At 39.4% G+C, this 23528-nt stretch carries 26 protein-coding genes; 4 read left to right on the top strand and 22 right to left on the bottom strand.

The window, feature by feature from the left end:
• Nucleotides 1–240 (top strand): FAD:protein FMN transferase (locus Q7U95_RS06665; RefSeq protein ID WP_308752980.1); only part of this gene is annotated, 240 nt, incomplete at its 5' end.
• 595 nt (nucleotides 241–835) lie between these two features.
• On the opposite strand, the gene Q7U95_RS06660 is transcribed toward Q7U95_RS06665, so the two are convergent.
• The 6 genes from Q7U95_RS06660 to dnaK form a co-directional block, all read right to left on the bottom strand.
• Nucleotides 836–1219: a DUF4870 domain-containing protein gene (locus tag Q7U95_RS06660; RefSeq protein ID WP_308752979.1), complete on the bottom strand. Its 384-nt coding sequence runs from the start codon at nucleotides 1217–1219 to the stop codon at nucleotides 836–838.
• 735 nt (nucleotides 1220–1954) lie between these two features.
• The gene (locus tag Q7U95_RS06655; RefSeq protein WP_308752978.1) at nucleotides 1955–4387 is read right to left on the bottom strand and encodes an AAA family ATPase; all 2433 of its coding nucleotides are present in this window, start codon (nucleotides 4385–4387) and stop codon (nucleotides 1955–1957) included.
• 5 nt (nucleotides 4388–4392) lie between these two features.
• Entirely contained in the window at nucleotides 4393–4791 is a 399-nt protein-coding gene (locus Q7U95_RS06650) for a helix-turn-helix transcriptional regulator (protein ID WP_308752976.1), read from the bottom strand.
• A 28-nt stretch (nucleotides 4792–4819) separates the two neighbouring features.
• On the bottom strand, nucleotides 4820–5926 hold the full coding sequence (gene dnaJ / locus Q7U95_RS06645) for a molecular chaperone DnaJ (RefSeq protein ID WP_308752974.1): 1107 nt from the start codon (nucleotides 5924–5926) through the stop codon (nucleotides 4820–4822).
• Between the two features lie 63 nt (nucleotides 5927–5989).
• Complete coding sequence (gene grpE, locus Q7U95_RS06640) at nucleotides 5990–6574, bottom strand: nucleotide exchange factor GrpE (protein ID WP_308752972.1); 585 nt, start codon at nucleotides 6572–6574, stop codon at nucleotides 5990–5992.
• A gap of 71 nt (nucleotides 6575–6645) precedes the next feature.
• Nucleotides 6646–8514, bottom strand: a complete 1869-nt coding sequence (dnaK, locus tag Q7U95_RS06635; protein WP_308752970.1) for a molecular chaperone DnaK — start codon at nucleotides 8512–8514, stop codon at nucleotides 6646–6648.
• Nucleotides 8515–8691: 177 nt separating this feature from the next.
• Between dnaK and crcB the strand changes: the two genes are divergently transcribed.
• Both crcB and Q7U95_RS06625 read left to right on the top strand, forming a co-directional pair.
• The gene (gene crcB, locus Q7U95_RS06630; RefSeq protein WP_308752969.1) at nucleotides 8692–9042 is read left to right on the top strand and encodes a fluoride efflux transporter CrcB; all 351 of its coding nucleotides are present in this window, start codon (nucleotides 8692–8694) and stop codon (nucleotides 9040–9042) included.
• Between the two features lie 69 nt (nucleotides 9043–9111).
• Complete coding sequence (locus Q7U95_RS06625; RefSeq protein ID WP_308752967.1) at nucleotides 9112–9297, top strand: 4Fe-4S binding protein; 186 nt, start codon at nucleotides 9112–9114, stop codon at nucleotides 9295–9297.
• A gap of 67 nt (nucleotides 9298–9364) precedes the next feature.
• Here the strand turns inward: Q7U95_RS06625 and pdxT are convergent, their stop codons facing one another.
• The 12 genes from pdxT to Q7U95_RS06565 all read right to left on the bottom strand — a co-directional run bounded on the left by pdxT (nucleotide 9365) and on the right by Q7U95_RS06565 (nucleotide 18716).
• Complete coding sequence (gene pdxT / locus Q7U95_RS06620; protein WP_308752966.1) at nucleotides 9365–9937, bottom strand: pyridoxal 5'-phosphate synthase glutaminase subunit PdxT; 573 nt, start codon at nucleotides 9935–9937, stop codon at nucleotides 9365–9367.
• 58 nt (nucleotides 9938–9995) lie between these two features.
• Nucleotides 9996–10880, bottom strand: a complete 885-nt coding sequence (gene pdxS, locus Q7U95_RS06615) for a pyridoxal 5'-phosphate synthase lyase subunit PdxS (RefSeq protein WP_308752981.1) — start codon at nucleotides 10878–10880, stop codon at nucleotides 9996–9998.
• Nucleotides 10881–11017: 137 nt separating this feature from the next.
• Entirely contained in the window at nucleotides 11018–11827 is an 810-nt protein-coding gene (gene mutM, locus Q7U95_RS06610) for a bifunctional DNA-formamidopyrimidine glycosylase/DNA-(apurinic or apyrimidinic site) lyase (protein WP_308752965.1), read from the bottom strand.
• Between the two features lie 64 nt (nucleotides 11828–11891).
• Nucleotides 11892–12494 carry a nitroreductase family protein gene (locus Q7U95_RS06605; protein WP_308752963.1) on the bottom strand — a complete coding sequence of 201 codons (603 nt, stop codon included), beginning with the start codon at nucleotides 12492–12494 and terminating at the stop codon, nucleotides 11892–11894.
• A gap of 60 nt (nucleotides 12495–12554) precedes the next feature.
• Complete coding sequence (locus Q7U95_RS06600; RefSeq protein ID WP_308752961.1) at nucleotides 12555–13481, bottom strand: 4Fe-4S binding protein; 927 nt, start codon at nucleotides 13479–13481, stop codon at nucleotides 12555–12557.
• A gap of 74 nt (nucleotides 13482–13555) precedes the next feature.
• Entirely contained in the window at nucleotides 13556–14488 is a 933-nt protein-coding gene (gene sppA, locus Q7U95_RS06595; protein ID WP_308752959.1) for a signal peptide peptidase SppA, read from the bottom strand.
• Nucleotides 14485–14808 carry a divalent-cation tolerance protein CutA gene (gene cutA / locus Q7U95_RS06590; RefSeq protein ID WP_308752957.1) on the bottom strand — a complete coding sequence of 108 codons (324 nt, stop codon included), beginning with the start codon at nucleotides 14806–14808 and terminating at the stop codon, nucleotides 14485–14487. Before cutA ends, sppA begins: the two co-directional genes overlap by 4 nt.
• Nucleotides 14809–14978: 170 nt before the next feature.
• Nucleotides 14979–15722, bottom strand: coding sequence for a DUF72 domain-containing protein (locus Q7U95_RS06585; RefSeq protein ID WP_308752955.1), 744 nt, complete (start codon nucleotides 15720–15722; stop codon nucleotides 14979–14981).
• Between the two features lie 67 nt (nucleotides 15723–15789).
• Nucleotides 15790–16146: a molybdenum cofactor biosynthesis protein MoaE gene (locus Q7U95_RS06580; protein ID WP_308752953.1), complete on the bottom strand. Its 357-nt coding sequence runs from the start codon at nucleotides 16144–16146 to the stop codon at nucleotides 15790–15792.
• Between the two features lie 113 nt (nucleotides 16147–16259).
• Nucleotides 16260–16634, bottom strand: coding sequence for a response regulator (locus Q7U95_RS06575; protein ID WP_308752951.1), 375 nt, complete (start codon nucleotides 16632–16634; stop codon nucleotides 16260–16262).
• 90 nt (nucleotides 16635–16724) lie between these two features.
• Nucleotides 16725–17648, bottom strand: a complete 924-nt coding sequence (locus Q7U95_RS06570) for an NAD-dependent epimerase/dehydratase family protein (protein WP_308752949.1) — start codon at nucleotides 17646–17648, stop codon at nucleotides 16725–16727.
• 18 nt (nucleotides 17649–17666) lie between these two features.
• Nucleotides 17667–18716 carry a mechanosensitive ion channel family protein gene (locus tag Q7U95_RS06565; RefSeq protein ID WP_308752947.1) on the bottom strand — a complete coding sequence of 350 codons (1050 nt, stop codon included), beginning with the start codon at nucleotides 18714–18716 and terminating at the stop codon, nucleotides 17667–17669.
• Between the two features lie 191 nt (nucleotides 18717–18907).
• On the opposite strand from Q7U95_RS06565, the gene Q7U95_RS06560 reads away from it, so the two are divergent.
• Entirely contained in the window at nucleotides 18908–20404 is a 1497-nt protein-coding gene (locus Q7U95_RS06560; protein ID WP_308752945.1) for a trehalose-6-phosphate synthase, read from the top strand.
• Here Q7U95_RS06560 and Q7U95_RS06555 read toward each other — a convergent pair.
• From Q7U95_RS06555 to Q7U95_RS06540, 4 genes are all read right to left on the bottom strand, one after another.
• Nucleotides 20395–21612: a glycosyltransferase gene (locus tag Q7U95_RS06555; protein WP_308752943.1), complete on the bottom strand. Its 1218-nt coding sequence runs from the start codon at nucleotides 21610–21612 to the stop codon at nucleotides 20395–20397. The genes Q7U95_RS06560 and Q7U95_RS06555 overlap by 10 nt on opposite strands.
• Before the next feature lie 13 nt (nucleotides 21613–21625).
• Nucleotides 21626–22297, bottom strand: coding sequence for a DUF5752 family protein (locus tag Q7U95_RS06550; RefSeq protein ID WP_308752941.1), 672 nt, complete (start codon nucleotides 22295–22297; stop codon nucleotides 21626–21628).
• Entirely contained in the window at nucleotides 22294–23085 is a 792-nt protein-coding gene (gene otsB / locus Q7U95_RS06545) for a trehalose-phosphatase (RefSeq protein ID WP_308752939.1), read from the bottom strand. Before otsB ends, Q7U95_RS06550 begins: the two co-directional genes overlap by 4 nt.
• A gap of 231 nt (nucleotides 23086–23316) precedes the next feature.
• Nucleotides 23317–23528, bottom strand: a 212-nt coding sequence (locus Q7U95_RS06540) for an HD domain-containing phosphohydrolase (RefSeq protein WP_336622649.1), incomplete at its 5' end; no start/stop codon positions are given.

Raw genomic sequence — 23528 nt, 5'->3', positions numbered from 1 at the left:
CCAAAAACGGGGATGCCCGCGCAAGGATACATAAGTGTCACCGTAATAACTGACTTAAGCGCCGCTGAAGCGGATATTTTATCAACGGCAATATTTGTAATGGGTTATCCAAAAGGAATGGATTTTATAAAACAAAACAACAGTATCGAGGGAATAATAATTACTTCCGATGGCGCAGTTCACACTTCCCCGGGGTTAAGAGAGAAAGTCGAGGATTTAAAGGCACGGATTGAAGTCTAATTAGTCTCTTAGTGGAGAGTGGGGAGTGGGTAGTCGGTAGTAAAATATGGCTGATAGCAAATAGTTGATAGTGTTTGGCTGATAGCAGATGGTTAAAAGCGTAGAGCACGGAGCTTAGAGCCGAGGGTTTAGAATATGAAAAAACAAACAAAATAAACGCCATATCATTTAAAAACAGCCTCCAGTCTCCGGTTCCCAGCCTTCAGGAAAATCAAAAAAGCTTTTTATTGATTTTGGTTTTTAAGTCCAGGTGGGTTGCTCATGAGGTGACTGTGCAGCCGACCGTTAAATGAATGAGATTCGAACAGTTGCGGCACCGTGCCTACCGGCAGGCAGGAATTGCGTGTCCTTTAGGACAAATAGCAATTTCGCACTGTGAAAGTCGAATGAATAGGAAGGCAAACCAGAGACTTAGAACAACCCACAAAAAAATAAGTTCTTGGACGAGCAAGACCTGCCTGCCGGTAGGCACGGAAATGAAGGAGAGTAAGGTTTCGCAATGAGAGAACCAACTGAGTAGGCAGACCGAGCAAACCAGTGATTTATAACACTTAACAAAAAGGAGAGGGATTTTATCCCTCTCCTTTATCAAATCTTAGGCATATTTCTCAGCCATATCACCAATAATGGGAAGTTTCCACTTCTCGCCCTGATAAGCTTTAACCATAAGCATAATCCAAAGTACAAAAAAGGCCAAACTAAACAAAGGACTTACAATTGCAAAAAATATCCCAAAAATGTCAGCAACAAACATAAGAATTCCAAGAATAATATTTAAGGCAATCATAATCACAATACATGCTACGCTGAGAAGTATAGACTGCATAGCGTGGAACCGAACATACTTGTCTTCCTTCTCGATAAGAAAGAATATGAGCCCACTAACCCAACCAAAAAGATATGAAAGCAAAGCCGCCACCTTTGGGTCCATCCCCGTACTCGAAGTCTGTGGAGAAGGAGTAACTGGTCCTTGTTCCATTTTCTTCACCTCCTTATCAAAATTTCAATTAACTTTATCATTATTATTGTTTTCGACAATTAAAACAAATTACTTTAACTTAAATAATTTTTCAGAAAGAGAAAAGCGAACTATTTAAACAAATCAGTTAAAACTAGTCGCCAGGAAAAGCAAAAGAGCTTTTATTAATTTTGGTTTTTTAAAACCCGGGTGGGTCGGGTGGACAGCGACCCTCCAGAGGCGGGCAGGCCCTCCTACGGCGGGTAAACATATGAGCACATTAACCTAATTTATATGCCATATCATTTTTAGGTTTTAAAATAGGTTTGCTCGGACATTTTGATAGCTCACCAAAATCAATTTAGCTAAGTTTGAGTTCACTACAAAATGCTCCTCGTTCAGGAAATAAGCCGAAGCTGTTTGAGCCAAGCTTATATCCGTCTTACAATATAGTTGGAAGTTTTGGCTTAAAAGCCAAAGAGAAGGATATAGTTTAGCTTGATGAGTTCTGTAGGCGCCTGTACAACTGTACATTTTGGAGCCGTTAAAAATGATCGGCCGTCCTTCTTTTGCTTCATTTTCTTGGACGAGCAAGACCTGCCTGCCGGTAGGCACGGAAATGAAGGAGCTAAGTTTTGCAATGAGAAAACCAACTGAGTAGATAAACCAGGTAAACTGACAGTTTGTGGTGCTAAGAAAAAGAGACCGATTTCATTCGGTCTCTTTTTTTATATTTCGTTTCATAATATATCCTATTTAGTTTTTCTTTTTAGAAAAAGTAAGCTTGGCATCCTTTAAAGCAGCTTTAATAACATCCCCCTCGCCAAACTTCCCTCGAATAATCTCTGAGGACAGCGAGTTCTCAATGAGCCGCTGAATCGCTCTTCGAAGCGGACGAGCCCCTAAAAATGGATCATAACCCTCCTTGGTCAAGAACTCTTTAGCTTCCTCGGTTATCTCTATATCCATCTCCTGCTCTTTAAGTTGCTTCCGTAGTTGCTCAAGCATCAAATCAACAATAGAAAGAATCTCTCTTTGAGTTAGCTGATGGAAAACTATCATTTCATCTATACGGTTTAGAAATTCCGGCCGAAAGTTCTTTTTAAGCTCGCCCATTATCGCTTTTTTCATCTCTTCATAAGATTGTGTCTTCTCTTGCTCACCCACAAACCCCAGACCAAGACCTTTCTTAATAAGATGAGCTCCGAGGTTCGAAGTCATAATCACCACAGTGTTCTTAAAATCAACTGTGCGCCCATGAGCATCGGTTAAACGCCCATCATCCAATACCTGAAGAAGAATATTGAACATATCAGGATGTGCTTTTTCAATTTCATCAAGCAAAATAACTGAATATGGCCGGCGTCTTATCGCTTCCGTTAACTGGCCGCCCTCTTCGTAACCAACATAACCTGGGGGTGCGCCAACAAGTCTTGAAACAGTATGTCTCTCTTGATACTCAGACATATCTATTCTAACCAGGGCTTCTTCACTATCGAATAAAAATTCAGCCAGGGCCTTGCTAAGCTCCGTCTTTCCAACACCAGTCGGGCCGAGAAAAATAAATGAACCAATGGGACGTTTTGGGTTTTTAAGACCGGCCCTAGCTCGCCTAATTGCCTCAGAAACACACCTGACGGCTTCGTCCTGGCCAATAACCCTTTTATGGAGCTCATCTTCCATCCGAATTAGTTTTTCTGCTTCTTCTTCAAGCATTCTCGTTACGGGAATACCCGTCCAACTTGAAATAATGCCGGCTATATGCTCTTCAGTCACTGTAGTGCTCTTAAGACCTTTTTCAGTTAACCACACTTCTTTTTTTTCATTTAATTCTTTTTGAATTTTATCTGTTTCGTCTCTTATTTGGGCTGCCTTTTCATACTCCCTTGACTGCACCGCCGCTTCCCCTTCTTTAATTAATCCCATAAGCCTATTTTCAAGCTCACGTAAGTCGGGCAGCAGCATAATTGACTCCAACCGAAGTTTCGATGCAGCTTCATCTATAAGGTCAATTGCTTTATCAGGCAAGAATCTATCGGAAACATAACGGTGGGAAAACTTAGTCGCAGCTTCTAATGCCTCATCGCTTATCTTCACCCTGTGATGTGCCTCGTATCTATCCCGTAAACCTTTTAATATTTCAATGGTTTGTTCAATTGTAGGCTCGTTAACCATTACCGGTTGAAATCTGCGCTCTAAAGCAGCATCTTTCTCGATATGTTTTCTATACTCGTCTAAAGTAGTTGCCCCTACACATTGCAACTCTCCACGGGCTAATGCCGGCTTCAACATACTGGAAGCATCCAGAGCCCCTTCGGCAGCCCCGGCGCCGACAACATTGTGAAGCTCGTCAATAAAAACGATTATCTCCCTCGACGCTTTCTTTATCTCATCCATTACGCCCTTTAGACGCTCTTCAAATTCTCCTCTATACTTAGCGCCAGCAACCAAACTCCCAAGGTCAAGAGAGACAACGCGCTTCCCCTTTAAAATTTCAGGGACTTCGTTGTTTACAATTTTTTGAGCTAATCCTTCAATTATTGCCGTTTTACCCACACCGGGTTCACCAATTAAGACCGGATTATTTTTAGTTCTCCGAGAAATAATTTGAATAACTCTTTTAATCTCTTCTTCTCTGCCAATTACGGGATCTAACTTGCCTTCTTTTGCAAGCTCGGTAAGATCTCGAGTGTACTTCTTAAGCATTCTCTTTGGAGAACCACCTAACGATTCATCGTTCATTCCGCCCTGCCTTATCTGACGCAGAGCCCCATATATTTTATCCTCCGTTAAATTAAGCTCTCTAAGAACTATCGCTCCAGCCCCTTCGCCTTCCTTTAAAATTCCCAGAAGCAGATGTTCTGTTCCAATATAATTGTCCTTAAGTTTTTTGGCCTCTTCAGTTGCAATATCAATAGCTTTCTTAAGTCTTGGCGTAAGAAAAATTTGTTCGACAAAGCCCTGAGGTTTCCCTTTACTGCTCAATTCAACTACCTCGTTTATTCTTATTCTCGCTTCACCAATATCAACTCCAAGCAATGAGAAAATTTGAGGCACAATTCCATCAGTTTGAGCTAAGAGACCAAGTAATAAATGTTCAGTTCCCATTTGATTTTGATTAGTTCGCCTTAAGACATCTTGGGCTATCGCAACAGCCTCGCGTGCCTTCTCTGTAAATTGGTCAAACATTTAAATCACCTCTCTTTAATCTCTCTCCTCACAAGTTTCCCTTTGGGGATAAGAACTATCTCTTTTTTGTATCTTTTGTGCACTTTTTTAATTTCGTACTCCATTTCTTCACGCATTTCATCAAAAGATTTTTCCATCTCATCAATTTTTTTTCTCAGTTGCTCCATATCCACGTTTAGTCCCAAAATCATTTTTACTCCAGCAAGATTTACCCCAAATTTTTGAGTTAACTTCTGAATATTCTTCAATCTCTCTATGTCCTCATCAGAATAAAGCCGGGTGCTGCCGATACTTCTGCTTGGACAAATTAATTTCTTTTGTTCATACATCCTCAGTGTCTGAGGATGTATCCCCGCAAGCTTAGCCGCGACACTTATCATGTAAAGACCTTTTTTCTTTGTCATAATTTTTACCTCATTAAAGATGTTACGCCTACATAAATTTTTCTAAATGTCCCCTTGGATTCTCTTTGTGTTTTTCTGCAAGCATTTCTAAAAGTTTTTTCTCTTCATTGCTAAGCTTTTTTGGAACAACCAATTTAATTTTTATTAGCATATCGCCTTTGCCTAAACCTTTAAGCCGGGGAGCCCCTTTGCCTTTTAATCTAAAGACTTGTCCATCCTGAGTTCCCGCAGGTATCTTTAGAGAAACAGACTTGTTCATTGTAGGAACTTTTACTTTAGTCCCCAGAGCGACTTCCGTAAAAGTTATCGGTAAATCTAACAAAATATTGCTTCCATCACGTTTAAAAATTGGATGTGGTCTTACCTTGGTAATTATATATAAATCCCCGAAAGGGCCACCCCTAAGACCTGCCTCCCCTTTTCTCGGAAACCTTATTCTGGAACCATCAGAAACACCCGCCGGAATTTTCACCATAAAGGGTTCGGTCTTTTTGGCTCGTCCCATTCCCCGACAGACAGGACAAGGATTCTCAATTACGACTCCTCGACCCAAACACTGCGGACACGGCCTACTGATGCTGAAAAACCCTTGATTTTGGGCTACTTGCCCGCTTCCTCCACAGGTAGGACAGTTCTTCGGGAAAGTACCGGGCTTAGCTCCCGTCCCTTTGCAATTAGAGCAAATGTCCTCGCGCATAATATTTATCTTAACGGATGCTCCACTTATGGCCTGTTCAAATGGTAGCTGGATACTGTATTGGAGATCCCGACCTTTTTCAGGGGCTTCATAACTTCGTCCTCTTTTCCCCATTCCAAAAAGGTCAAATATATCCGTAAATTGTCCAAAATCACCGGACGAAGAGCCGGACCCAAAATCGGCCCCGGGACGAAAACCGGATTCAAAAAAGCGTGTGCCCTGATCATATTCTTGCCTTTTTTTTGAATTGCCCAAAACTTCGTAAGCTTCGGCTATTTCTTTGAACTTTTCCTCAGCTTGTTTCTTTTCCCCTTCTTGAGCTTTATCAGGGTGATATTTATGTGCAAGCTTACGATAAGCTTTTTTTATCTCATCTTGAGTTGCTTTTTTGTCCACCCCTAATATTTTGTAATAATCTTTACTTCTACGATTTGGCATCTTATTTCAACTTTCACCTTTTAATTTGTTTTTTTAATCTCTTTATTTAGCTTTTCTTTTGCTTTACTTGCTACTCTCTTCGTTTTGTGGTTTTTTGGCCACTTTAACGATAGCCGGCCTTAAAACTTTCCCCTTCAAAAAATAACCTTTTTGTATGGCCTCCAACACTGTTCCTTCTTCGTGTTCGTTGCTTTCAATCTGCATGAGTGCCTCATGTTCTCGTGGGTCAAAACTTTGCCCAACAGGGTTAATGGCTTCCAGCCCTTCTTTTTTTAAAATATCCACAAGTTGAGAATAAACCATCTCAACACCATTTTTAAACGACTTAAAATCACCGGATTCCTGAGCAGAACTTAAGGCCCTTTCAAGATTATCTAGAACAGGTAAGATTTTTATAACAATATTCTTACAAGCTAATTCTAAGAAACTACTTTGTTCTCTAATAACCCTTTTCTTGTAATTTTCGAATTCAGCTTGAAGACGTTTTAATGTTTCAACATATTCCGTAATTTTTTCATCTTTCTTCTTTATCTCTTCTTTAAGAAGAGCATTCTCTCTTTTAAAATCTTTTTTACTATCCCTTTCTACTCTTTTTTTTGCTTTCTGTTCATTATCTTTGGTAATTTTCTTCTCTCTTTTCTCAGTCATAAATTCTCCCTCCTTAGCTTAAAAGAGATGAGGAAGAGCCCTTTTTAAACATAAGCTCTTCCTCACAGATATTATTTATTCTTTTTGTCATTATCTTTTTTGTCTTCATCCACCACTTCATAATCAGCATCCACCACTTCGCCTTCGGCTTCCGCTGCACCAGCTTGTTCTCCGCCTGGTTCAGCGCCACCTTGACCTTGTGCCTGTTGAGTTTGAGCATAAAGCACCTCAGCCAATTTGTAAGATGCTTGTTGCAAACTTTCCGTGACCTCTTTAATCTTCTGAACATCAGAACCCTTGAGGACCTCTTTAACTTCAGATATAGCACTTTCAATCTTTGTCTTATCATCAGCCCCAAGTTTGTCGCCAACTTCTTTAAGACTTTTTTCGGTGGTATATATTAAGTTGTCAGCATTATTTCTAACTTCTGCTTCCTCTTTCTTTTTAGCGTCTTCCTCGGCATGAGCTTCAGCTTCTTTAATCATATTTTGAATATCGTCGCTCGAAAGAGTGGATGTCCCCGTTACGGTCATTGTCTGCTCTTTGCCCGTGCCAAGATCTTTGGCGGACACGTGTACGATGCCATTGGCATCGATATCAAAAGCCACCTCAATTTGAGGCACACCCCTTGGGGCAGGAAGAATCCCCACTAAATGAAAACGGCCCAAGGTCTTGTTGCCCATAACTATAGGACGTTCTCCTTGAAGAACATGAATTTCCACACTATTTTGCCCGTCATCAGCGGTAGTAAATATTTCACTTTTTCTAGTCGGAATAGTGGTATTGCGTTCAATTAATTTTGTGAAAACTCCACCTTTGGTCTCAATACCCAGCGATAACGGGGTAACATCAAGCAATAAAACATCTTTTACTTCACCTTTAAGAACGCCTCCTTGAATAGCTGCTCCTACTGCAACCACTTCATCGGGATTAACTCCCTTATGAGACTCTTTGCCAGTTAACTTTTTAACCAAGTCGTGTACAGCAGGCATACGAGTAGAACCACCCACAAGAATCACGTGATTAAGGTCTTTAACATCAAGACCGGAGTCCTTTAATGCTCGATTAAAACAACTGGCACATTTTTCCAATAAATCCGCAGTCATCTTTTGAAATTCTGACCTGGTTAAAGTCGTATCAAGATGCAATGGCCCTTGTTCCGTGGCTGTAATAAATGGCAAGTTGATGCTCGTATTTTGCGTGGTAGACAATTCACACTTAGCTTTCTCAGCAGTCTCTCTTAAACGCTGCAACGCCATCTTATCATCTCTTAAATCAACACCGTGCTTTGATTTAAAATCCTCAGCCATCCAATCAACAATTCTCTGATCCCAATCATCGCCACCTAAACGCGTATCTCCGCTGGTTGCTTTAACCTCAAAGACACCATCGCCCAACTCAAGAATTGAAATATCGAAGGTTCCACCGCCCAGGTCGAAAACGAGAATGGTCTCCTCTTTCCCTTTGCCTAAACCGTAAGCAAGAGAAGCCGCCGTTGGCTCATTGATTATTCTCAGTACTTCGAGGCCCGCAATAGCTCCCGCGTCTTTGGTGGCTGTTCGCTGCGAATCATCAAAATATGCGGGAACAGTGACAACAGCCTGGCTTATATTTTCTCCAAGATAAGCTTCGGCATCTCTTTTTAACTTCTGAAGAACAAATGCCGAAATTTGTTCGGGGGTATACTCTTTATTCTCAATTTTAATCTTTTCTTTAGATCCCATCTTTCTTTTGATAGATCTGATGGTGTGTTTGGGGTTCACTATCGCCTGCCGTTTAGCTACTTCTCCCACAAGCACTTCGCCTGTTTTAGAAAATGCAACAACCGATGGAGTCACCCTTCCCCCTTCCGCATTTGGAATAACGGTTGGTTCTCCTCCTTCCAAAACGGCCATGCAAGAATTAGTTGTTCCCAAATCAATACCTATAACTTTTGCCATTTCACTCACTCCTCATAAAATTATTAAAATTTTAGTGTGTTGAAATTATAAAATCTAAGTCTATTATTGTCAAGTTTTTCAAGAAAAATCTCTTGTCTGCTTAAAATAAAAATTGTAATATTACTTTTCAGATATGATTAAAAGGAGAAAATACTTTGCAAGTGTTAAATTGCGGGAATGGGAGGATTCTTGGGGGCAGTTGCCCGATATACAACAATCAATTGTATTCCAAAACTAAGTAACAGTAATTTCCCCTTCGGTACTTTTCCGGTAAATATCTCAGGCTGTTTTCTTTTAGGATTTTTCATCTCGTTGACAACTAAAAAAATCACCGTGGACCCAAATATTAAATTGTTATTTACTGTAGGATTCACGGGAGCCTACACAACCTTTTCAACTTTTAGTTATGAAACAGCGGCCTTGATAAAAAGCGGGAATTTTCTACTTGCCACGGTAAACATGGCAGCAAGCGTCTCAGTTGGAATCATATCTCTTTTAAGCGGGATGATGCTCGGTCAAATACTTTAAAATTTTTCTTTACAAATGATTTGTATTTTTGTATAAAGTCTTTAATAACTAGATTAAGGAGGAGCAAATATGCCTAGGCCAATTATCGATACTGATGAGTGCACGGGATGCGGAATTTGTGTGGATGTCTGTCCAAATGACGTACTTGAGCTGGTCGATGAAGTGTCAACCGTCGTTAATGAAGATGCTTGTGATGGTTGTGGGGCCTGCGTGGAAGAATGTCCAATGGAAGCAATTAAATTAGAAGAAGAATAGACATAAAAAAGTTAAGTATTTAAGTTAAATGATATAAAAAGCTGAAGTGGCATGCCACTTCAGCTTTTTATATCATCTTTATAAAGTAATCGTGAATCCTCTTATCTCCGGTAAGCTCAGGATGAAATGCTGTAACAAGAAGCTTTTCTTCTCGAACCATTACAATTTTGTCCTCAAATCTTGACATAACACAAACACCTTTACCAACCGATTCAATTAAAGGGGCTCTGATAAATACTCCCGTAAATGGATTTTTGCCTATATCGGGAATATCCAAGTCCGCTTCAAAACTTTCTCGTTGCCTACCAAAAGCATTTCGCCTAACCTCAATATCCATTAAATTAAGTAAAGGTTCCCCCCCACCGATAATTTTTTTTGCTAAAAGAATTAAACCGGCGCAAGTTCCGTATATTGGTATTCCTTCTTTGTGAAGCTGCTTTATGATATCTATAAATTCATATTTTATCATCAGTTTCCCAATGGTTGTGCTCTCTCCGCCGGGAATGATAAACGCATCTAATTTGAGAAGCTCGTGCGGCTTTTTTATGGGAATTGCGCAAACGCCACAATCCTCTAACATTTGCATGTGCTCTCTGACAGCACCTTGGAGGGAAATTACACCAACACACTTCTTACTCAATCTTTATTCTCCATCCTAAAAATCTCTAAATTAATGGGAAGTTAAGTACACTATATGCCTACCAACCTCTGTGCTGTATTAACTTCTCTTTCTCTATTTCACTTATCTCAAGACCCGCCATTGCTTCTCCAATTCCCTTAGAAACTTTGGCAAGCACCTCGGGATCGTTAAAGTGCGTCGTGGCCTCAACTATTGCTTTGCCACGTTCTTTAGGATTTTTAGATTTAAATATACCGGAGCCCACAAAAACACCATCCGCTCCCAACTGCATCATTAACGCAGCATCAGCCGGAGTGGCTATGCCCCCGGCTGAAAAGTTTACGACGGGGAGTTTCCCGGTTTTTGCTACCTCACAAACAAGCTCATAAGGGGCTTGCAATTTTTTGGCCGCAGCCATCAATTCATCTTCTCGCAATCCCTTAAGCCAACTAATTTCTCCTGTTATGGTTCGCATATGACGAACGGCTTCAACAACATTGCCGGTTCCTGCTTCACCTTTCGTTCGTATCATGGCCGCCCCTTCACCAATACGTCTTAAAGCCTCTCCTAAATTGGTGGCTCCGCATACAAATGGGACGGTAAAATTAAATTTGTTGATATGGTTTGCTTCATCGGCAGGCGTAAGGACCTCGCTTTCATCAATATAATCCACCCCTAAAGCTTCAAGAATTTGAGCTTCTACAAAATGCCCTATCCTTACTTTTGCCATCACCGGAACAGTGACGGTTTTCATAATCTCCTTAATAATCACTGGATCCGCCATCCGCGCTACGCCTCCGGCAGCTCGTATGTCTGCAGGAACACGTTCTAATGCCATAACGGCAACTGCGCCTGCCTCCTCAGCTATTTTAGCTTGCTCAGCATTGGTGACATCCATAATCACGCCACCTTTTAACATCTCAGCAAGGCCGGTTTTTACTTTAATAGTGCCCTTTTTAACCATCAAATTTCCTCCAAATATTTGCATTTAAGCAGTATAATTCTACAAAATTAACCAAAAAGTAGCAAGAATATGTTTATGATAACTACTATAAACTTACTCATACAGAATTCATAATAACAGTTTTTTAATTAGATTTACTAAACTTGGCACTTCGGACAAAAATGAGCACTTCTGCCAGCTAATTTTATTCTTTTAATTGGGGTGCCACACTTTTCACATGGTTTACCTGTTCTACGATAAACCTTATGATACATAACAAAATCTCCCTGCTCCCCGTATAAATCAACGTAATCATCCACAGAAGAACCTTTATATCTTACAGCAGCTGACAATATCTTCTTTATTCCCTCATGTAATTTAACGATTTCCCCATCTGTTAAGGTGGTAACATCCCTGGTAGGTTGAATCCCGGCATAAAAAAGCATTTCATCTGAGTAAATATTGCCTATCCCGGCTATAAAATTTTGATTCATGAGAAGAGGTTTAATTTTCCCCGATCTTTTACCGGCCAAGAGTCTCCGAAATTCATCAAGGCCCAACTCCAGCGCTTCGGGTCCAAGCTCTCTTAATTCAGGAGCTTCTTCAGGTTTCCCTGACACAATTTTAACATACCCAAATTGCCTTAAATCCCAAAACCTTAATTGTTTTCCATCACTCAAATTGAAAACAAGATGCGTATGTTTCTCTATCGGCTCTTCGGGTTTTAAGTACAACAGCCGCCCCGTCAATTTTAAATGTATAAGCAAACTGTCTCCCGTAGACAACTCGATAATTAAAATTTTTGCCCTTCTTTTTACATCTTTTACAAAAGTGCCCTCTACCCTCTGCTTAAACTCCTCCGTAGTGGTATTTTTCAAGGGTTTATCCAAAATTACTTTGACACTCTCTATCTTCTTCCCTTTAATCTCTTCTTTTATCTGCAATTTTATGGTCTCAACTTCTGGCATCTCGGGCAACTTCGTCACTATCCTTTTTAAAAAATATCTTAATTACTTAAAACTTAACGTCTATTTAATCGAAGTATATTATGTGTTTATCAATATCGATTTTTTTCTCGATTGCACGCTTTTTGGAAGGATATCCCATGGGGATTATCGCCATAAGCTCATTCTTCGTATTAAAGAAGTCCTCGATAAGCTCTTGGGGTACAAGGAGGGGCACCCCCAGCCAAACAGCCCCCAGCCCCTGGTCGTGACAGGCTAAAAGCATATTTTCTATGGCCGCCGCAATGCTCTGAACTTCCATTATATGAAGAACCTCTTTTTTGCTTTGCCTAAAATATTTGCTTGCGGACCCGCAGAAAGAGCCCTTGTTAAAAACAGCTATTGTAATTGGCGACTCTTTAACTATTCTACCCGCATACTTTAACAATCTATTAACATAAAAACCGGTATATTCTTTATAACGCTCCTCCTTAGAAATGTTTAAAAATGCTTCTCCAAGCTCATTTTTTTTATCTCCTTTAAGCACTATAAACTTCCACGGCTGGCTGTTATGAGCAGAGGGCGCGTAACAACCAGCTTTAAGAATTTGTCTTAAAATATCATCAGGAATCGGCTCATCTTCAAAGTGCCTAATGCTCCGCCTGTCGTTTATCGCCTCAATTGTTTCCACATCTTCCTCCTAATAATTTAAGTGTTTTTTTAACACAAACCTGTCCTTTTTACAAAATTTTTAGGCTTTAGTCAAATCTTGTATCGAAAGAGGCTCACCTTTTAATGGATCTCTTAAGAGTGAAATAGCACCGAGCTTACACTTGGCAACACATACTCCGCAACCCATACACTTGTTATAATTTACCATAGTTTTATCGTCATTCATTTCAATAGCCTCAAAGGGACAAATTTTCGAGCATAAGCCGCAGTTTAAACAAGTCTCTTCGTTGACTTTCGCGACATAGCCAGACGAAGCAAGCATTGGAATGCCGTAATCCTTAAAAGCCTTCATCCCAGCACAACAACAACTGCAACAGTTACAGATAGCATAAAACCTATCTCCCATGGCACTCTTGAACCACGCGGTATGAATGTGACCCCTTTCATCTTCCTCTTTTAAAACTCTAAGGGCTTCTTTTTTAGATATTCTGCGCGCTCCTTTTGTCTTGTGCTCAATTACAAAATTCACATAAGGCTCGCCCACAATCAAACAAACATCCAACGGCTGGCAAGGATTATCTTTTGAAAGACGACACGGACAATCGATTACCGCTATGCTCTCTGGATTTTTGATTATAATATCTCTAGCTTGTTTATAAGGAATAACCTTCTCAAGATTGGTTAGAGAAATTTCTTTATTTAATTTTATAAGAGACTCGGCGTCCGAAAGCTTGATGACCTTACCATGATAAGTACTTTTAAGATGTTTCTTTAACAAACTTGCCTGAGATGGTTTAATAAACTCATACAATCTACCCCCGACCCTATAAATAGATACATAATTCTTCGGCCACCTCATATAGAGATAGCCATGAAGAAACTTTAAAGGACGGCTAGGCCCATGAAGTTTAGCAAATTTAATCGTTGATGGCTTGGTTCCTTTAAAAATTGAAAAACCGGCAAAAAAACCAAGCAAAAAAGGAAGAAGTGCTCTTTTTGCTTTCACAAAATACCCCAAACTGGTTTCTAAAATGAACCCACATTATATCAGACAAAATTTCATGATGCCATTTTGCTCAATTAATATCGCGGAACAGGAAATGATTCTTTTAAAGACTCTAGCATGACATAGTCGGAGCCAAAAAATTTTGCTTTAATTAGACTCCTAATTTCGCTCCCCGTAAAACTAAAAACTGACTCAAAAAATGTCCTTGCGGGATATTCCTCAACAACAGGCTCTTCAATACCGGCCAGTTCGGCCGCTAAATCGATGGCATCCTGATAACCGCCCAATTCATCAACCAGCCCCAATTTTTTTGCTTGTGTTCCGCTAAAAAGTTCTCCCGTGGCCAACTTCTTGACTTCCTCAACATCTAAATTTCTACCTTCGGCCACTTCCTTAATAAATTGACCATAAAGCTCGTCCGAGACAGATTGCCATAACTCTCGCTCCTCCTCGGTTAATTCTCTTGAGAACATGTCCTTATGCTCCCCCGATTTAATCGTCTCGGTTTTTATGCCCAATTTTTCATAAAGACCACTTAAGTCCATAAATTGAGAGATAACCCCTATACTTCCGGTCAACGTGCCTTTTTTGGCAACAATTTTATCCGCGGGAGCCGAGATATAATAACCACCTGAAGCGGCCATGTCCCCCATAAACACAACTATCGGTTTTTCGGTTTCCTTAATCTCCTGAGCAATCTCTTGAGAGGCCCCCACGGACCCCCCGGGACTATCTACTCTTAGAACGATGGCTTTAACTGAAGAGTCGCTTTTTGCCCTATTGAGCTGCGCACGAACAAAATCGGGAGTAATCCCCGCAGAGGTCATAAGCCCTTCCCCCCCACTATCGGCAATTGAACCACTCAATGAAATCACCGCCACTTTATCTTTCTTCAGCCCCTTAAACCCACCGTCCACAGTAAAGAGAAGGACACCAATCGTTGCCAAATAAAAAAATACGGCAACTGCTATAATTATGCCAATTATTATTTTGGTTTTTTTCTTCATTTAAAATCACCCGTTTCATCTTTTACCCAATTAAAAAATTCAGCGTTTCCGGCGCTAATTTTAATTGCACTTATTGCGGGAACATCGTAACTATGGATATTTTTAACTTCAGATACAACATCTTTCACCCTATCCTCAGTTGTCTTCACAAAAAGTAACGCCTCAGTACTCTCACAAATATTGCCCTTCCACCAATAATAAGACTCCACTCCTGGAATAATATTCACGCAGGCAACAAGCCGCTTCTCAAGCAAATCGTGAGCAATACTTCGTGCTTCTTTAATGTCTTTAGCTGTTATATATATCAAAAAACAACTCATTTAACCCTCAATTAGCTGGCAGTTGTAGCCAACTCACAATATTCAGCCCTTGGCTCTTAACTTTCTGTCTTACTAAAAATAAAATTAAACAGCCCTAAAATCTGCGCTTTTTTACTTATAAGATTTCTCCAAATAAGTTCTTATTCCTTTTAACTAAACCCAAAAATAACTTAAGACTTCAACAATTCTCTAAATTTCTTAGCATTGCGCACAGCATAACCATAGGCATCATTGTTAAAATAAACATATATATCCTTTCCTTCATTTAGCCACTTTTGTGCCTTAGACGCCCACATTTTAAGCTCCTCGTCAGAATAGTTTGAGCCATAAAGAACTTCTCCTCCATGAAAACGCATATAAACATAGTTCGCCGTAATAACTTTCTCACAAGGCCAACATTTTGAATGTGCAACGCACAAAGAAAAATTGTGTGTTTTTAAGATTTCGTAAACCTTATCGCAAAACCAGCTGTCATGGCGAAATTCAAAAACCTGCTTTGTACCCTTCGCAACTTTATTTTTTTTAAGTAACTCACAAAATTCATTTAATCTTTCAGCGTCAACACGAAAGTTAGGAGGAAGCTGCCAAAGGACAACTCCTAACTTTTCTTTAAGGCCTTTTGCCCTGCCAAAGAAAAGTTCGATGGAATCCTTGCAATCTTTAAGTCTTTTAATGTGGGTTATAAAACGACTGCCTTTGACGACAAAGATGAAATTTGTGGGAGTTCGCTCGTGCCACCCTTCAAAAACAGATTCTTTGGGAAGTCTGTAAAAAGAGACATTGAGCTCCACCGTATCAAAATTCCGGGCATAATATTCAAGCCATTCTCGCTGGGGAATATCCTCAGGATAAAAAACACCATTAGACCAATGCTTGTAATTAAAACCACTCGTTCCAACATAAATACCGGACATATCCTAAACCTTTATCTAAGTAACTCACATAAACAAATAATCACCTTTTAGAAACCAATCAATGTTTTCAGGAAATCTCTTCTTCTTTCTTTAAGACCTCACTTTTTATTCCGTTTACAAGTTCTTCTAAAGCGGGAAAAACATTGGGACGAATATCGCCGGCCACACATACTCGCATTATATCCTCTCCAACTTTAAGCACACCTTCATTTATTTCGACCAAAACTTCAACAATACCGGAGCGAGATTTGGCCCTCTCAATTAATTCATTAAGTTTCTTGTGGTCCGCCTGCACTTTAACGGCACTAACCGTTTCGCCACTTCGTGAAAATCCCCTAACGACTCCATTATGACAAAGTATCATCCCTACTTTGTGATAGTTGGAACCCGCTTTAATTTTATCGAGCATCTCCTGCAGTTCCATAAAAACCACTCCTCAAAAAATATAAATAAATACCATTACATTAAAACATAATACCAAGTTAAAAAATAATTCACAAAACGATTATTAAGCAAAAGAAGATAATTGCATAACAGCTATTTTGACTTAGCGAGAACGGCTTTAACTTTTTTTAAAAACATCTCTTCTGTAAAGGGTTTTAGTATAAAATCATCAGCCCCAATCTTTTTCATTCCTTCACTTGCCAATTCTTCCCGAGCAGTTGCAATAATTATATGAATATTTTTACATCTCTCGCTCTGTTTTAAACTGCTACAAACTTCAAACCCATCCAGAACAGGAAGCACCAAATCAAGAATTATAAGATCGGGAAATTCAACATACGCCTTATTTAAACCATCTACCCCATCAGAGCTAACAGTTAATTCATACCCCTCGTTTTTGAGGAGCTCTTCCATGGCTCTTATATCATCAAGTTTTCCATCCAAAATAAGAATTTTGTTTTTTGGCATATAGCGCCTCCCAAAAAATTACTTAACTTGATAATTTTATCGGTAAATCATTAAAAAAACTTTACATCGGAGGACGCGCCGGAGAAGAATTTATCGTAAATGCTTCCTAAAATATGCCACCGTATTGGCTACTCCATCCTTGAGAGATATTTTAGGCTTCCAGCCCAACTCCCTTCCCACTTTTGCGGAGTCAAGTGAACTGTGATTGACTTCCCCGGGTCTCACGGGAGCATATTTAGGCTCAGCTTTTACACCAACAACCTGAGCGACTATATCAAAAACTTCTTTATCGGATGTTTCCACTCCTGTCCCAATATTGTATATTCCATTATATCCTTTGGTTAATGATAGTTTATTGGCTTCAACAACATCAAAAACGCTTACATAATCTCTTGTTTTTGAGCCATCTCCAAATATGGTAGGTTGTTCATTCATGAGCAGTTGACGAGCAAAAATCGCAACCACTCCAGCCTCACCAAGAGAGTTTTGCCGAGGCCCGTAAACATTGGCATATCTTAAAGTGGTGTAATTAAGCCCGTGCAGTTTAGCATGTACCAAGAGATAAAATTCAACAGCGCATTTTGAGACGGCGTAATTTGAAATTGGAGAAATTGGGTGATTTTCATCTGCCGGCGGATTTTCAATTTCTCCGTATAACGCCCCGCCGGTTGAAGCATAAATCAACTTCTTCACGCCGTACTTAACAGAATTTTCAATTACATTTAAGCTCCCAATAATGTTCTGTTCGGCGTCAAAAATAGGGTCGCTAACAGATTTTCTAACGTCTATTTGAGCGGCATGATGATTTACAATATCCGGCTTTTCCTCATCAAAGATTTTGGACAAGGCCCTATCCACGATATTCATCTCATAAAATTTCGCTTTAGAATTTACATTTTCTTTAAAACCGGTCGAAAGATTGTCCACGACGACAACCTCGTGCCCCTCTCCGATAAGAGTATCAACGATATGTGAACCAATAAACCCGGCTCCACCTGTAACTAAAATTTTCATTTTAACTCCAAAGTTAAATTAACTTTCTTCATTTTTTTCTTTGACATAAACCGTGCGTATGGGAAATGGTATTTCAATTCCTTCTTCTTTAAACCGCTTAAATATGCGCTTTCTGAGCTCAGATTGAGCAAGATACTGATCAGCGTATTCTTTAACTTTACATATCAATGTAAAATCCAAAGAATAATCTCCAAAACCAGGCATGAAACGCGCAAGCGGCTCAGGGTCGCTAAGGAGACCCGGCACGTCCTCGGCCGCTTTCCTTGCTTCTTCAACCAGAATTTTTTCAATTACCTCCGGGTCAGAATCATAACTTACACTTACCGGAATCAGAAGAGACATCATATTCTCAGGCAAATGATAGTTGATAACAATTGCCTCAGCAAGCCTCGAGTTCGGAACGATAGCCATGTTATTGGAAAGAGCGCGTATGGTAGTTGAACGCCAGCCAATATCTTGGACATAACCCTCCTCGCCCCCTTCTATTTTTATATAGTCTCCAATACGTATGTCTTTAGCCAATATGATATGCATGCCCGCGACTAAATTTTTTAAGGAATCCTGCAGAGCCAAGGCAATAGCTAAACCACCTATGCCCATTGTGGTTAAGAGGGGTGTTATTGAAACACCCAATCCATGAAGAATCATGAGAGCGCCAAGCAGAAAGATAACAACTTTCACAATATTTTGAGTAAGGCCCGCAATCGGAGCCACCGAGGAAATTTTTTCTTCGTAGGATACGATGAGTTCACTCAATATCTGTGAAATTATAAAGGTGAATGAGACAATAACTATTATAAAAATAGTTTTATGAATTATTCCCAAAATATTAGGTCTTATATTCCATGATTCGAGCGCGATATAAAAACCCGTCAGTACGAACCAAGGAATTATCCATTTTTTTGTTGAATTAATAAGAATTCCCCAAATTTTTGCCTCTGTTTTCTTCCTTAAATAATTAAAATAATTGATTAAGATTTTTTTAACGATAAGTCCGATAATCAGAGAACTAAAAAGTATTAAAAGGGGCTCAAGCCATAAAAACAAGATTTCTGTTTCGAGTTGCATTAAATTCTCCTTCCGAATTCACAACAATACGCAAACTTTATTGAATTATAGCCCAAAGGAGAGAAAACTCAAAAAACAAATACCATCAAAACATACAAACAAGCAGCTAAATTTACTTACAATAAAAAGTCTGTTAGACTTAATTAGAGTAAGGTTAAGTTCTATATGGTCATATTGCGATAGGAGTTAAAGTGTTAACCAGGAAAGACCTGCAAGAATTAGCCAGAGAAAAATTATCTAATCACCTTTTTGTTGTAGTTTCCAATCGAGAGCCCTACATCCACGTTTTCAAAGAAGGAGAGACAAAATGTCTCAGACCTGCCAGCGGGTTGGTGACCGCCTTAGACCCCGTAGTTAAAGCGTGCTCCGGCATCTGGGTCGCTCATGGTAGCGGTAACGCCGACAAGACAGTTGTAGATAAAAAAAGTCGGGTGATGGTCCCTCCTCAGACAAACGATAAAAAAACACCAACTTATACTTTAAAAAGAGTTTGGATGTCAAAAGAGGAAGAGGATGGATACTATTACGGATTTTCAAATAAAGGACTTTGGCCTCTGTGCCATATAGCCTACACTCGCCCTCTTTTTAAATATTCAGACTGGCTCCACTATGTAAACATCAATAAACGTTTCGCAAGCGCCATATTGGAAGAAATCGAGGGGAAAAATGCTTTTATCTTTATCCAGGACTATCATTTTGCACTCTTGCCAAAGTTTTTAAAAGAAAAAAGACCCGATTTAAACGTTGCTCAGTTTTGGCATATCCCCTGGCCGAATCCCGAAGCTTTTAGGATTTGCCCCTGGAAAAATGATATATTAGAAGGCCTTCTGGCAAATGATATCCTTGGCTTTCATTTACGCTATTTTTGCGATAACTTTTTGGAAACCATAGATAGAGAAATTGAAGCACGCATTGATAGAGAAAGACTCTCCGTCTTTAAGGGCGGGAAAGAAACCTTGATTCGCTGCTATCCGATAAGCGTTGACTTTGAAGAAATTTCTTCGCACGTTACATCAGAAGCCGTCAAGAGAAAGACTGAAAAATTCAAAAAGGAATTCGATTTCGACAATAAATTCGTGCTTTTTGGTTTAGACAGGATAGATTATACCAAAGGAATTTTGGAAAAATTACAAGCGTTGGATAGGTTGCTTGAGAAATATCCTGAATATATAGGCAAAATCGTTCTATTGCAGAAAGGCACTTTGAGCCGAATTCATATCCAGGAATATAAAAACTTAAATGATGAAATCGATGCGTTAGTAGAGAAACTGAATTGGAAATACTCAAACGACGGATGGTCCCCTGTTATCCTTACAAAAAAAGACTTAAATTACGAAGAAATCCTAGCATTATATCGTTTGGCAGATGCCTGCGTAGTAAGCTCGTTGCAAGATGGGATGAACCTTGTTTCCAAAGAATTTGTAGCTTCCAGAAGAGACGAGGATGGGATTTTAATACTAAGCCAGTTTGCCGGGGCATCGCGAGAACTTGAAGAAGGAGCTCTCATTATAAATCCATATGACACGGACAATTTTGCTGAGACGCTTAAAAAGGCGATTGAGATGCCAAAAAAAGAAAGGCGTCAAAGGATGAAATTCTTACGACAAGTAGTGGAGGAAAACAACATATATAAGTGGATAAGCGAAATCATATCCGACATCGTAACTTTGGAAAATAATTATATATAGACGATATCCCCTGGATAATATAGAGAAAGAAATAAGAGCAAGTAGTCGCGAATATGCCGCGTCACAAGAAGATTTTGTTTAGCAGATTCTCTCGCGTTTCTTCCCAATCTTTTCGCATAACCCGGATTACAAAGCAGTTCTTTAATTGCGTAAGCAGTTCCTTCAATGGTTCGAGTTAAAAGACCGTTGTAGTCATGGGTTATTTGAAGAGTGATACCTCCTACCGCAGAGGCGATAACAGGCTTACCCTTCCACATTGCCTCACTGACGGTTAAACCGAAGCCTTCACTAATAGATTTTTGCAAAATAATCGTGGAAGCCCTCTGGAGCGCATTAACTTCAATGTCGGCCGGGGTTTCCAATAATAAAACATGGATATCAGGGTCTCCCGCTGCCCTTTCATAAACCTCAGACAAAACCTCAGCACTTTCCGGGTCATCAGCTGCCGTACCGCCCGCCAGAATTAATTGACAATCAACAGACTTTTTTACTAACTTATATGCTTCTATAACCCCTATTGGATCTTTGAGATGGTCAAAACGTGAAATCTGGGTAACTATTGGTTTGTTCTTTTTTATATCAAATTTCTTAAGCACCGATTCAATAGTTTCTTTAGAAAGCTCCTGGTTTTTTAAACTCAAAGGATCAATTGACGGTGCAATTAAAAACTTATTTATTAACAGCGTCTGAGCAAAACTTGGTGAGGAAAATACCGCGGCATCATACATTTCCATGTATTTCCTTAAAAATCCCCAAAGTTTCCAGTCTGGCGCGTGAGTGTCTATATGACAACGCCAAATCCACTTGTTTCCAAGTTCCTCTTTTTTTTCAACTAAAGCCAGTGGTTGAGGATCATGAATAAAAACGATGTCTCCGTTTAAGTCCATTTCATCTGCGTTAATTCTATTGTTTTGAAGAAAAAGATCGAGTTCTTCATCGGTTATAGTAACGTGTGCCCCATGCAGCGCGTTGTGAATTTTTTTGGTTACACTAAAAAAATCAGCGCTTCCGCTAATAATCTCCCACTTAGCCAAAACCCCTAATTCATTAAGCAAAGGCACCATGCGATTGAGTATTTCTGCTACGCCTCCGCCCATTTGAGTAGAGTTTATGATTTTGATAACCTTGCCGGGTAGTTTTTCTGCAAGAATTTTTATCTCTTCTACTGGTCCCTTGCCCACAACAGGGATATATTCATCAATCGACACTAAGTTCGCTCCTTCAAATTTTTACTGTTTTCAATCGCTTACAAATAGGCCTAATCAACTGGAACCTAAGGGTCCCCGTGGCATAAAACACAAAGGGGTCAAGCTGAGAGATACAATCGGCTAAAACTTCTTCTTTTAACTCATCTCTCAACCAACAAGAAAAATGATTTACACATCTCTCGAAACTGGGGTCTACTCCAAAAAGGTGCAAATAAATACTATCGATGCTTACACCTTTTAACACATCGTAAAATTCAGAAAGGTCATATGCTTTATGCCCGATCGGCATAATAAAGATTTTCGCCTTGATAAAATTGAATTCTTTACCGGAGCGAACATCATATGCTCTGTATTCATCATTTGTAAAATGCTTTTTTATTAACTGAAGCATCTTTTCTTTTAATTCACGGATACCTAAAGGTTTCTGCAAATCAAGCGCGATAATCTTTTCGCTTAGCACCTCTTCGTGGAGTTCTTTCTTTATCCAGTAAGCAAAATCGTTTGGGGATTTTGGTGATACGTGTTGCTGAAAAGGCAGAAAATGATGCGTATGGTAATAAATTACAGAGAGGTGCGCGTTTTCAATTAGATCCGCAAGCTCCTTGAGGTTTTTGGCTTTTTCTCCCGTTATCTCCAACAAATTTAGGCCGGTTTGGAATATAAAAGGATTCTTAGCACGTATCATATATTAAATAGAGCCCCCAGTTTCTTTAGAAAAATCTTAACTTCAAACGCATCCTTTAAATAATAAGCTGCTTTTGATTGAGTTTTGGGTTCACCCACAAAAATGGAAATGCCCTTTTCTTTTAATACACCAAAAGCATCTTCGTCAGTTTTATCATCACCCAGATATATTGGCAAATCATTTTTTAAATTAAGCGTTTCAATTAGCCATAAAATTGCACTACCTTTATCCCAATCAATTGGCGGTCTCAACTCAAAAACTTTCTTGCCCTCGGTTTGTTTAAAAATATGTTTTTTCATGTAGGGCTCAATTGTTTTGCAAAATATTTTCTTCACTTCAGGAACATCTTTGGACGCAACCAGCCGATAGTGGATACTCAAAGTTAAACCTTTGTCTTCAATGAGCACGCCCTCGAACGAAGATAAGCTTTTAGTCAATTTTTCTCTAACTTTGCCTATTGATTTTAATATATCGAGAGCTTCTGGGTGAATATATGTTTCGCTCGCCGTCTCAATTTCCATCCCATGATTGCCGGCATAAACTAATCCTTCAATTCCAACTTTCTCTTTTAAGTCGGTAAGAGCTCTGCCACTCAAAACACCAACGGTGAAGTGAGGACTTTTGGCTAAATTTGAAATGAGCCGTTTCATATTATCGGACATCTTAGCTAACCTGGGAAGATCAACAATTGGCGCAAGAGTTCCATCAAAGTCCGCCATTAAAAAAATTCGGCGAGCTGTCTCAAAAGTTTGCGAAAGATATGACCAATCCTCAAAAAGATACCGCATTAAACCCCAATCAAAACTTGAATTATTTAATCTGCTTACAGATTAGAAATTCTTCAATCAACAATACCCCAGCTTAATATAAGCTGTTAGTATTCCTGTCACTAAGAAATAGGGAGAAGTTGACTTTCTGAAATTATCAGTCATTTTTATAACCTCCCTTAATTTCTTTGAGAACTTACAAACGTTTTATTGTTTTATTTGTATCGATTTAGCAGAAATCCAGCTCAAAATTTACTTTATCTTTTCATAAACCCTCAAAAAGGTCTCCACTACTTCAGGGTGAAACTGAATCCCTTTATATCTTTTGAGCTCGCTTATGGCTTTCTCTTTGGAAAACGCTTTACGATAAGGCCTGTCTGAAGTCATGGCATCAAAAGCGTCAGCTACTTTAATGATGCTTGCCCCTAAAGGAATTTTGTCTTTTGATAATCCACTTGGATAGC

Origin of the sequence: Candidatus Oleimmundimicrobium sp., assembly GCF_030651595.1 — a bacterium.
GTDB lineage: Bacteria > Actinomycetota > Aquicultoria > UBA3085 > Oleimmundimicrobiaceae > JAUSCH01.
Note: the sequence above shows the minus strand (reverse complement) of the source record. Positions and strands in the feature narration are given on the sequence as shown.

Excerpts from the sequence above, each read along its gene's own strand:
- Q7U95_RS06660 (WP_308752979.1), bottom strand. The coding sequence starts at position 1,219 with ATGGAACAAGGACCAGTTACTCCTTCTCCACAGACTTCGAGTACGGGG.
- Q7U95_RS06655 (WP_308752978.1), bottom strand. The coding sequence starts at position 4,387 with ATGTTTGACCAATTTACAGAGAAGGCACGCGAGGCTGTTGCGATAGCC.
- Q7U95_RS06650 (WP_308752976.1), bottom strand. The coding sequence starts at position 4,791 with ATGACAAAGAAAAAAGGTCTTTACATGATAAGTGTCGCGGCTAAGCTT.
- dnaJ (WP_308752974.1), bottom strand. The coding sequence starts at position 5,926 with ATGCCAAATCGTAGAAGTAAAGATTATTACAAAATATTAGGGGTGGAC.
- grpE (WP_308752972.1), bottom strand. The coding sequence starts at position 6,574 with ATGACTGAGAAAAGAGAGAAGAAAATTACCAAAGATAATGAACAGAAA.
- dnaK (WP_308752970.1), bottom strand. The coding sequence starts at position 8,514 with ATGGCAAAAGTTATAGGTATTGATTTGGGAACAACTAATTCTTGCATG.
- crcB (WP_308752969.1), top strand. The coding sequence starts at position 8,692 with ATGGGAGGATTCTTGGGGGCAGTTGCCCGATATACAACAATCAATTGT.
- Q7U95_RS06625 (WP_308752967.1), top strand. The coding sequence starts at position 9,112 with ATGCCTAGGCCAATTATCGATACTGATGAGTGCACGGGATGCGGAATT.
- pdxS (WP_308752981.1), bottom strand. The coding sequence starts at position 10,880 with ATGGTTAAAAAGGGCACTATTAAAGTAAAAACCGGCCTTGCTGAGATG.
- mutM (WP_308752965.1), bottom strand. The coding sequence starts at position 11,827 with ATGCCAGAAGTTGAGACCATAAAATTGCAGATAAAAGAAGAGATTAAA.
- sppA (WP_308752959.1), bottom strand. The coding sequence starts at position 14,488 with ATGAAGAAAAAAACCAAAATAATAATTGGCATAATTATAGCAGTTGCC.
- cutA (WP_308752957.1), bottom strand. The coding sequence starts at position 14,808 with ATGAGTTGTTTTTTGATATATATAACAGCTAAAGACATTAAAGAAGCA.
- Q7U95_RS06585 (WP_308752955.1), bottom strand. The coding sequence starts at position 15,722 with ATGTCCGGTATTTATGTTGGAACGAGTGGTTTTAATTACAAGCATTGG.
- Q7U95_RS06580 (WP_308752953.1), bottom strand. The coding sequence starts at position 16,146 with ATGGAACTGCAGGAGATGCTCGATAAAATTAAAGCGGGTTCCAACTAT.
- Q7U95_RS06575 (WP_308752951.1), bottom strand. The coding sequence starts at position 16,634 with ATGCCAAAAAACAAAATTCTTATTTTGGATGGAAAACTTGATGATATA.
- Q7U95_RS06570 (WP_308752949.1), bottom strand. The coding sequence starts at position 17,648 with ATGAAAATTTTAGTTACAGGTGGAGCCGGGTTTATTGGTTCACATATC.
- Q7U95_RS06565 (WP_308752947.1), bottom strand. The coding sequence starts at position 18,716 with ATGCAACTCGAAACAGAAATCTTGTTTTTATGGCTTGAGCCCCTTTTA.
- Q7U95_RS06550 (WP_308752941.1), bottom strand. The coding sequence starts at position 22,297 with ATGATACGTGCTAAGAATCCTTTTATATTCCAAACCGGCCTAAATTTG.
- otsB (WP_308752939.1), bottom strand. The coding sequence starts at position 23,085 with ATGCGGTATCTTTTTGAGGATTGGTCATATCTTTCGCAAACTTTTGAG.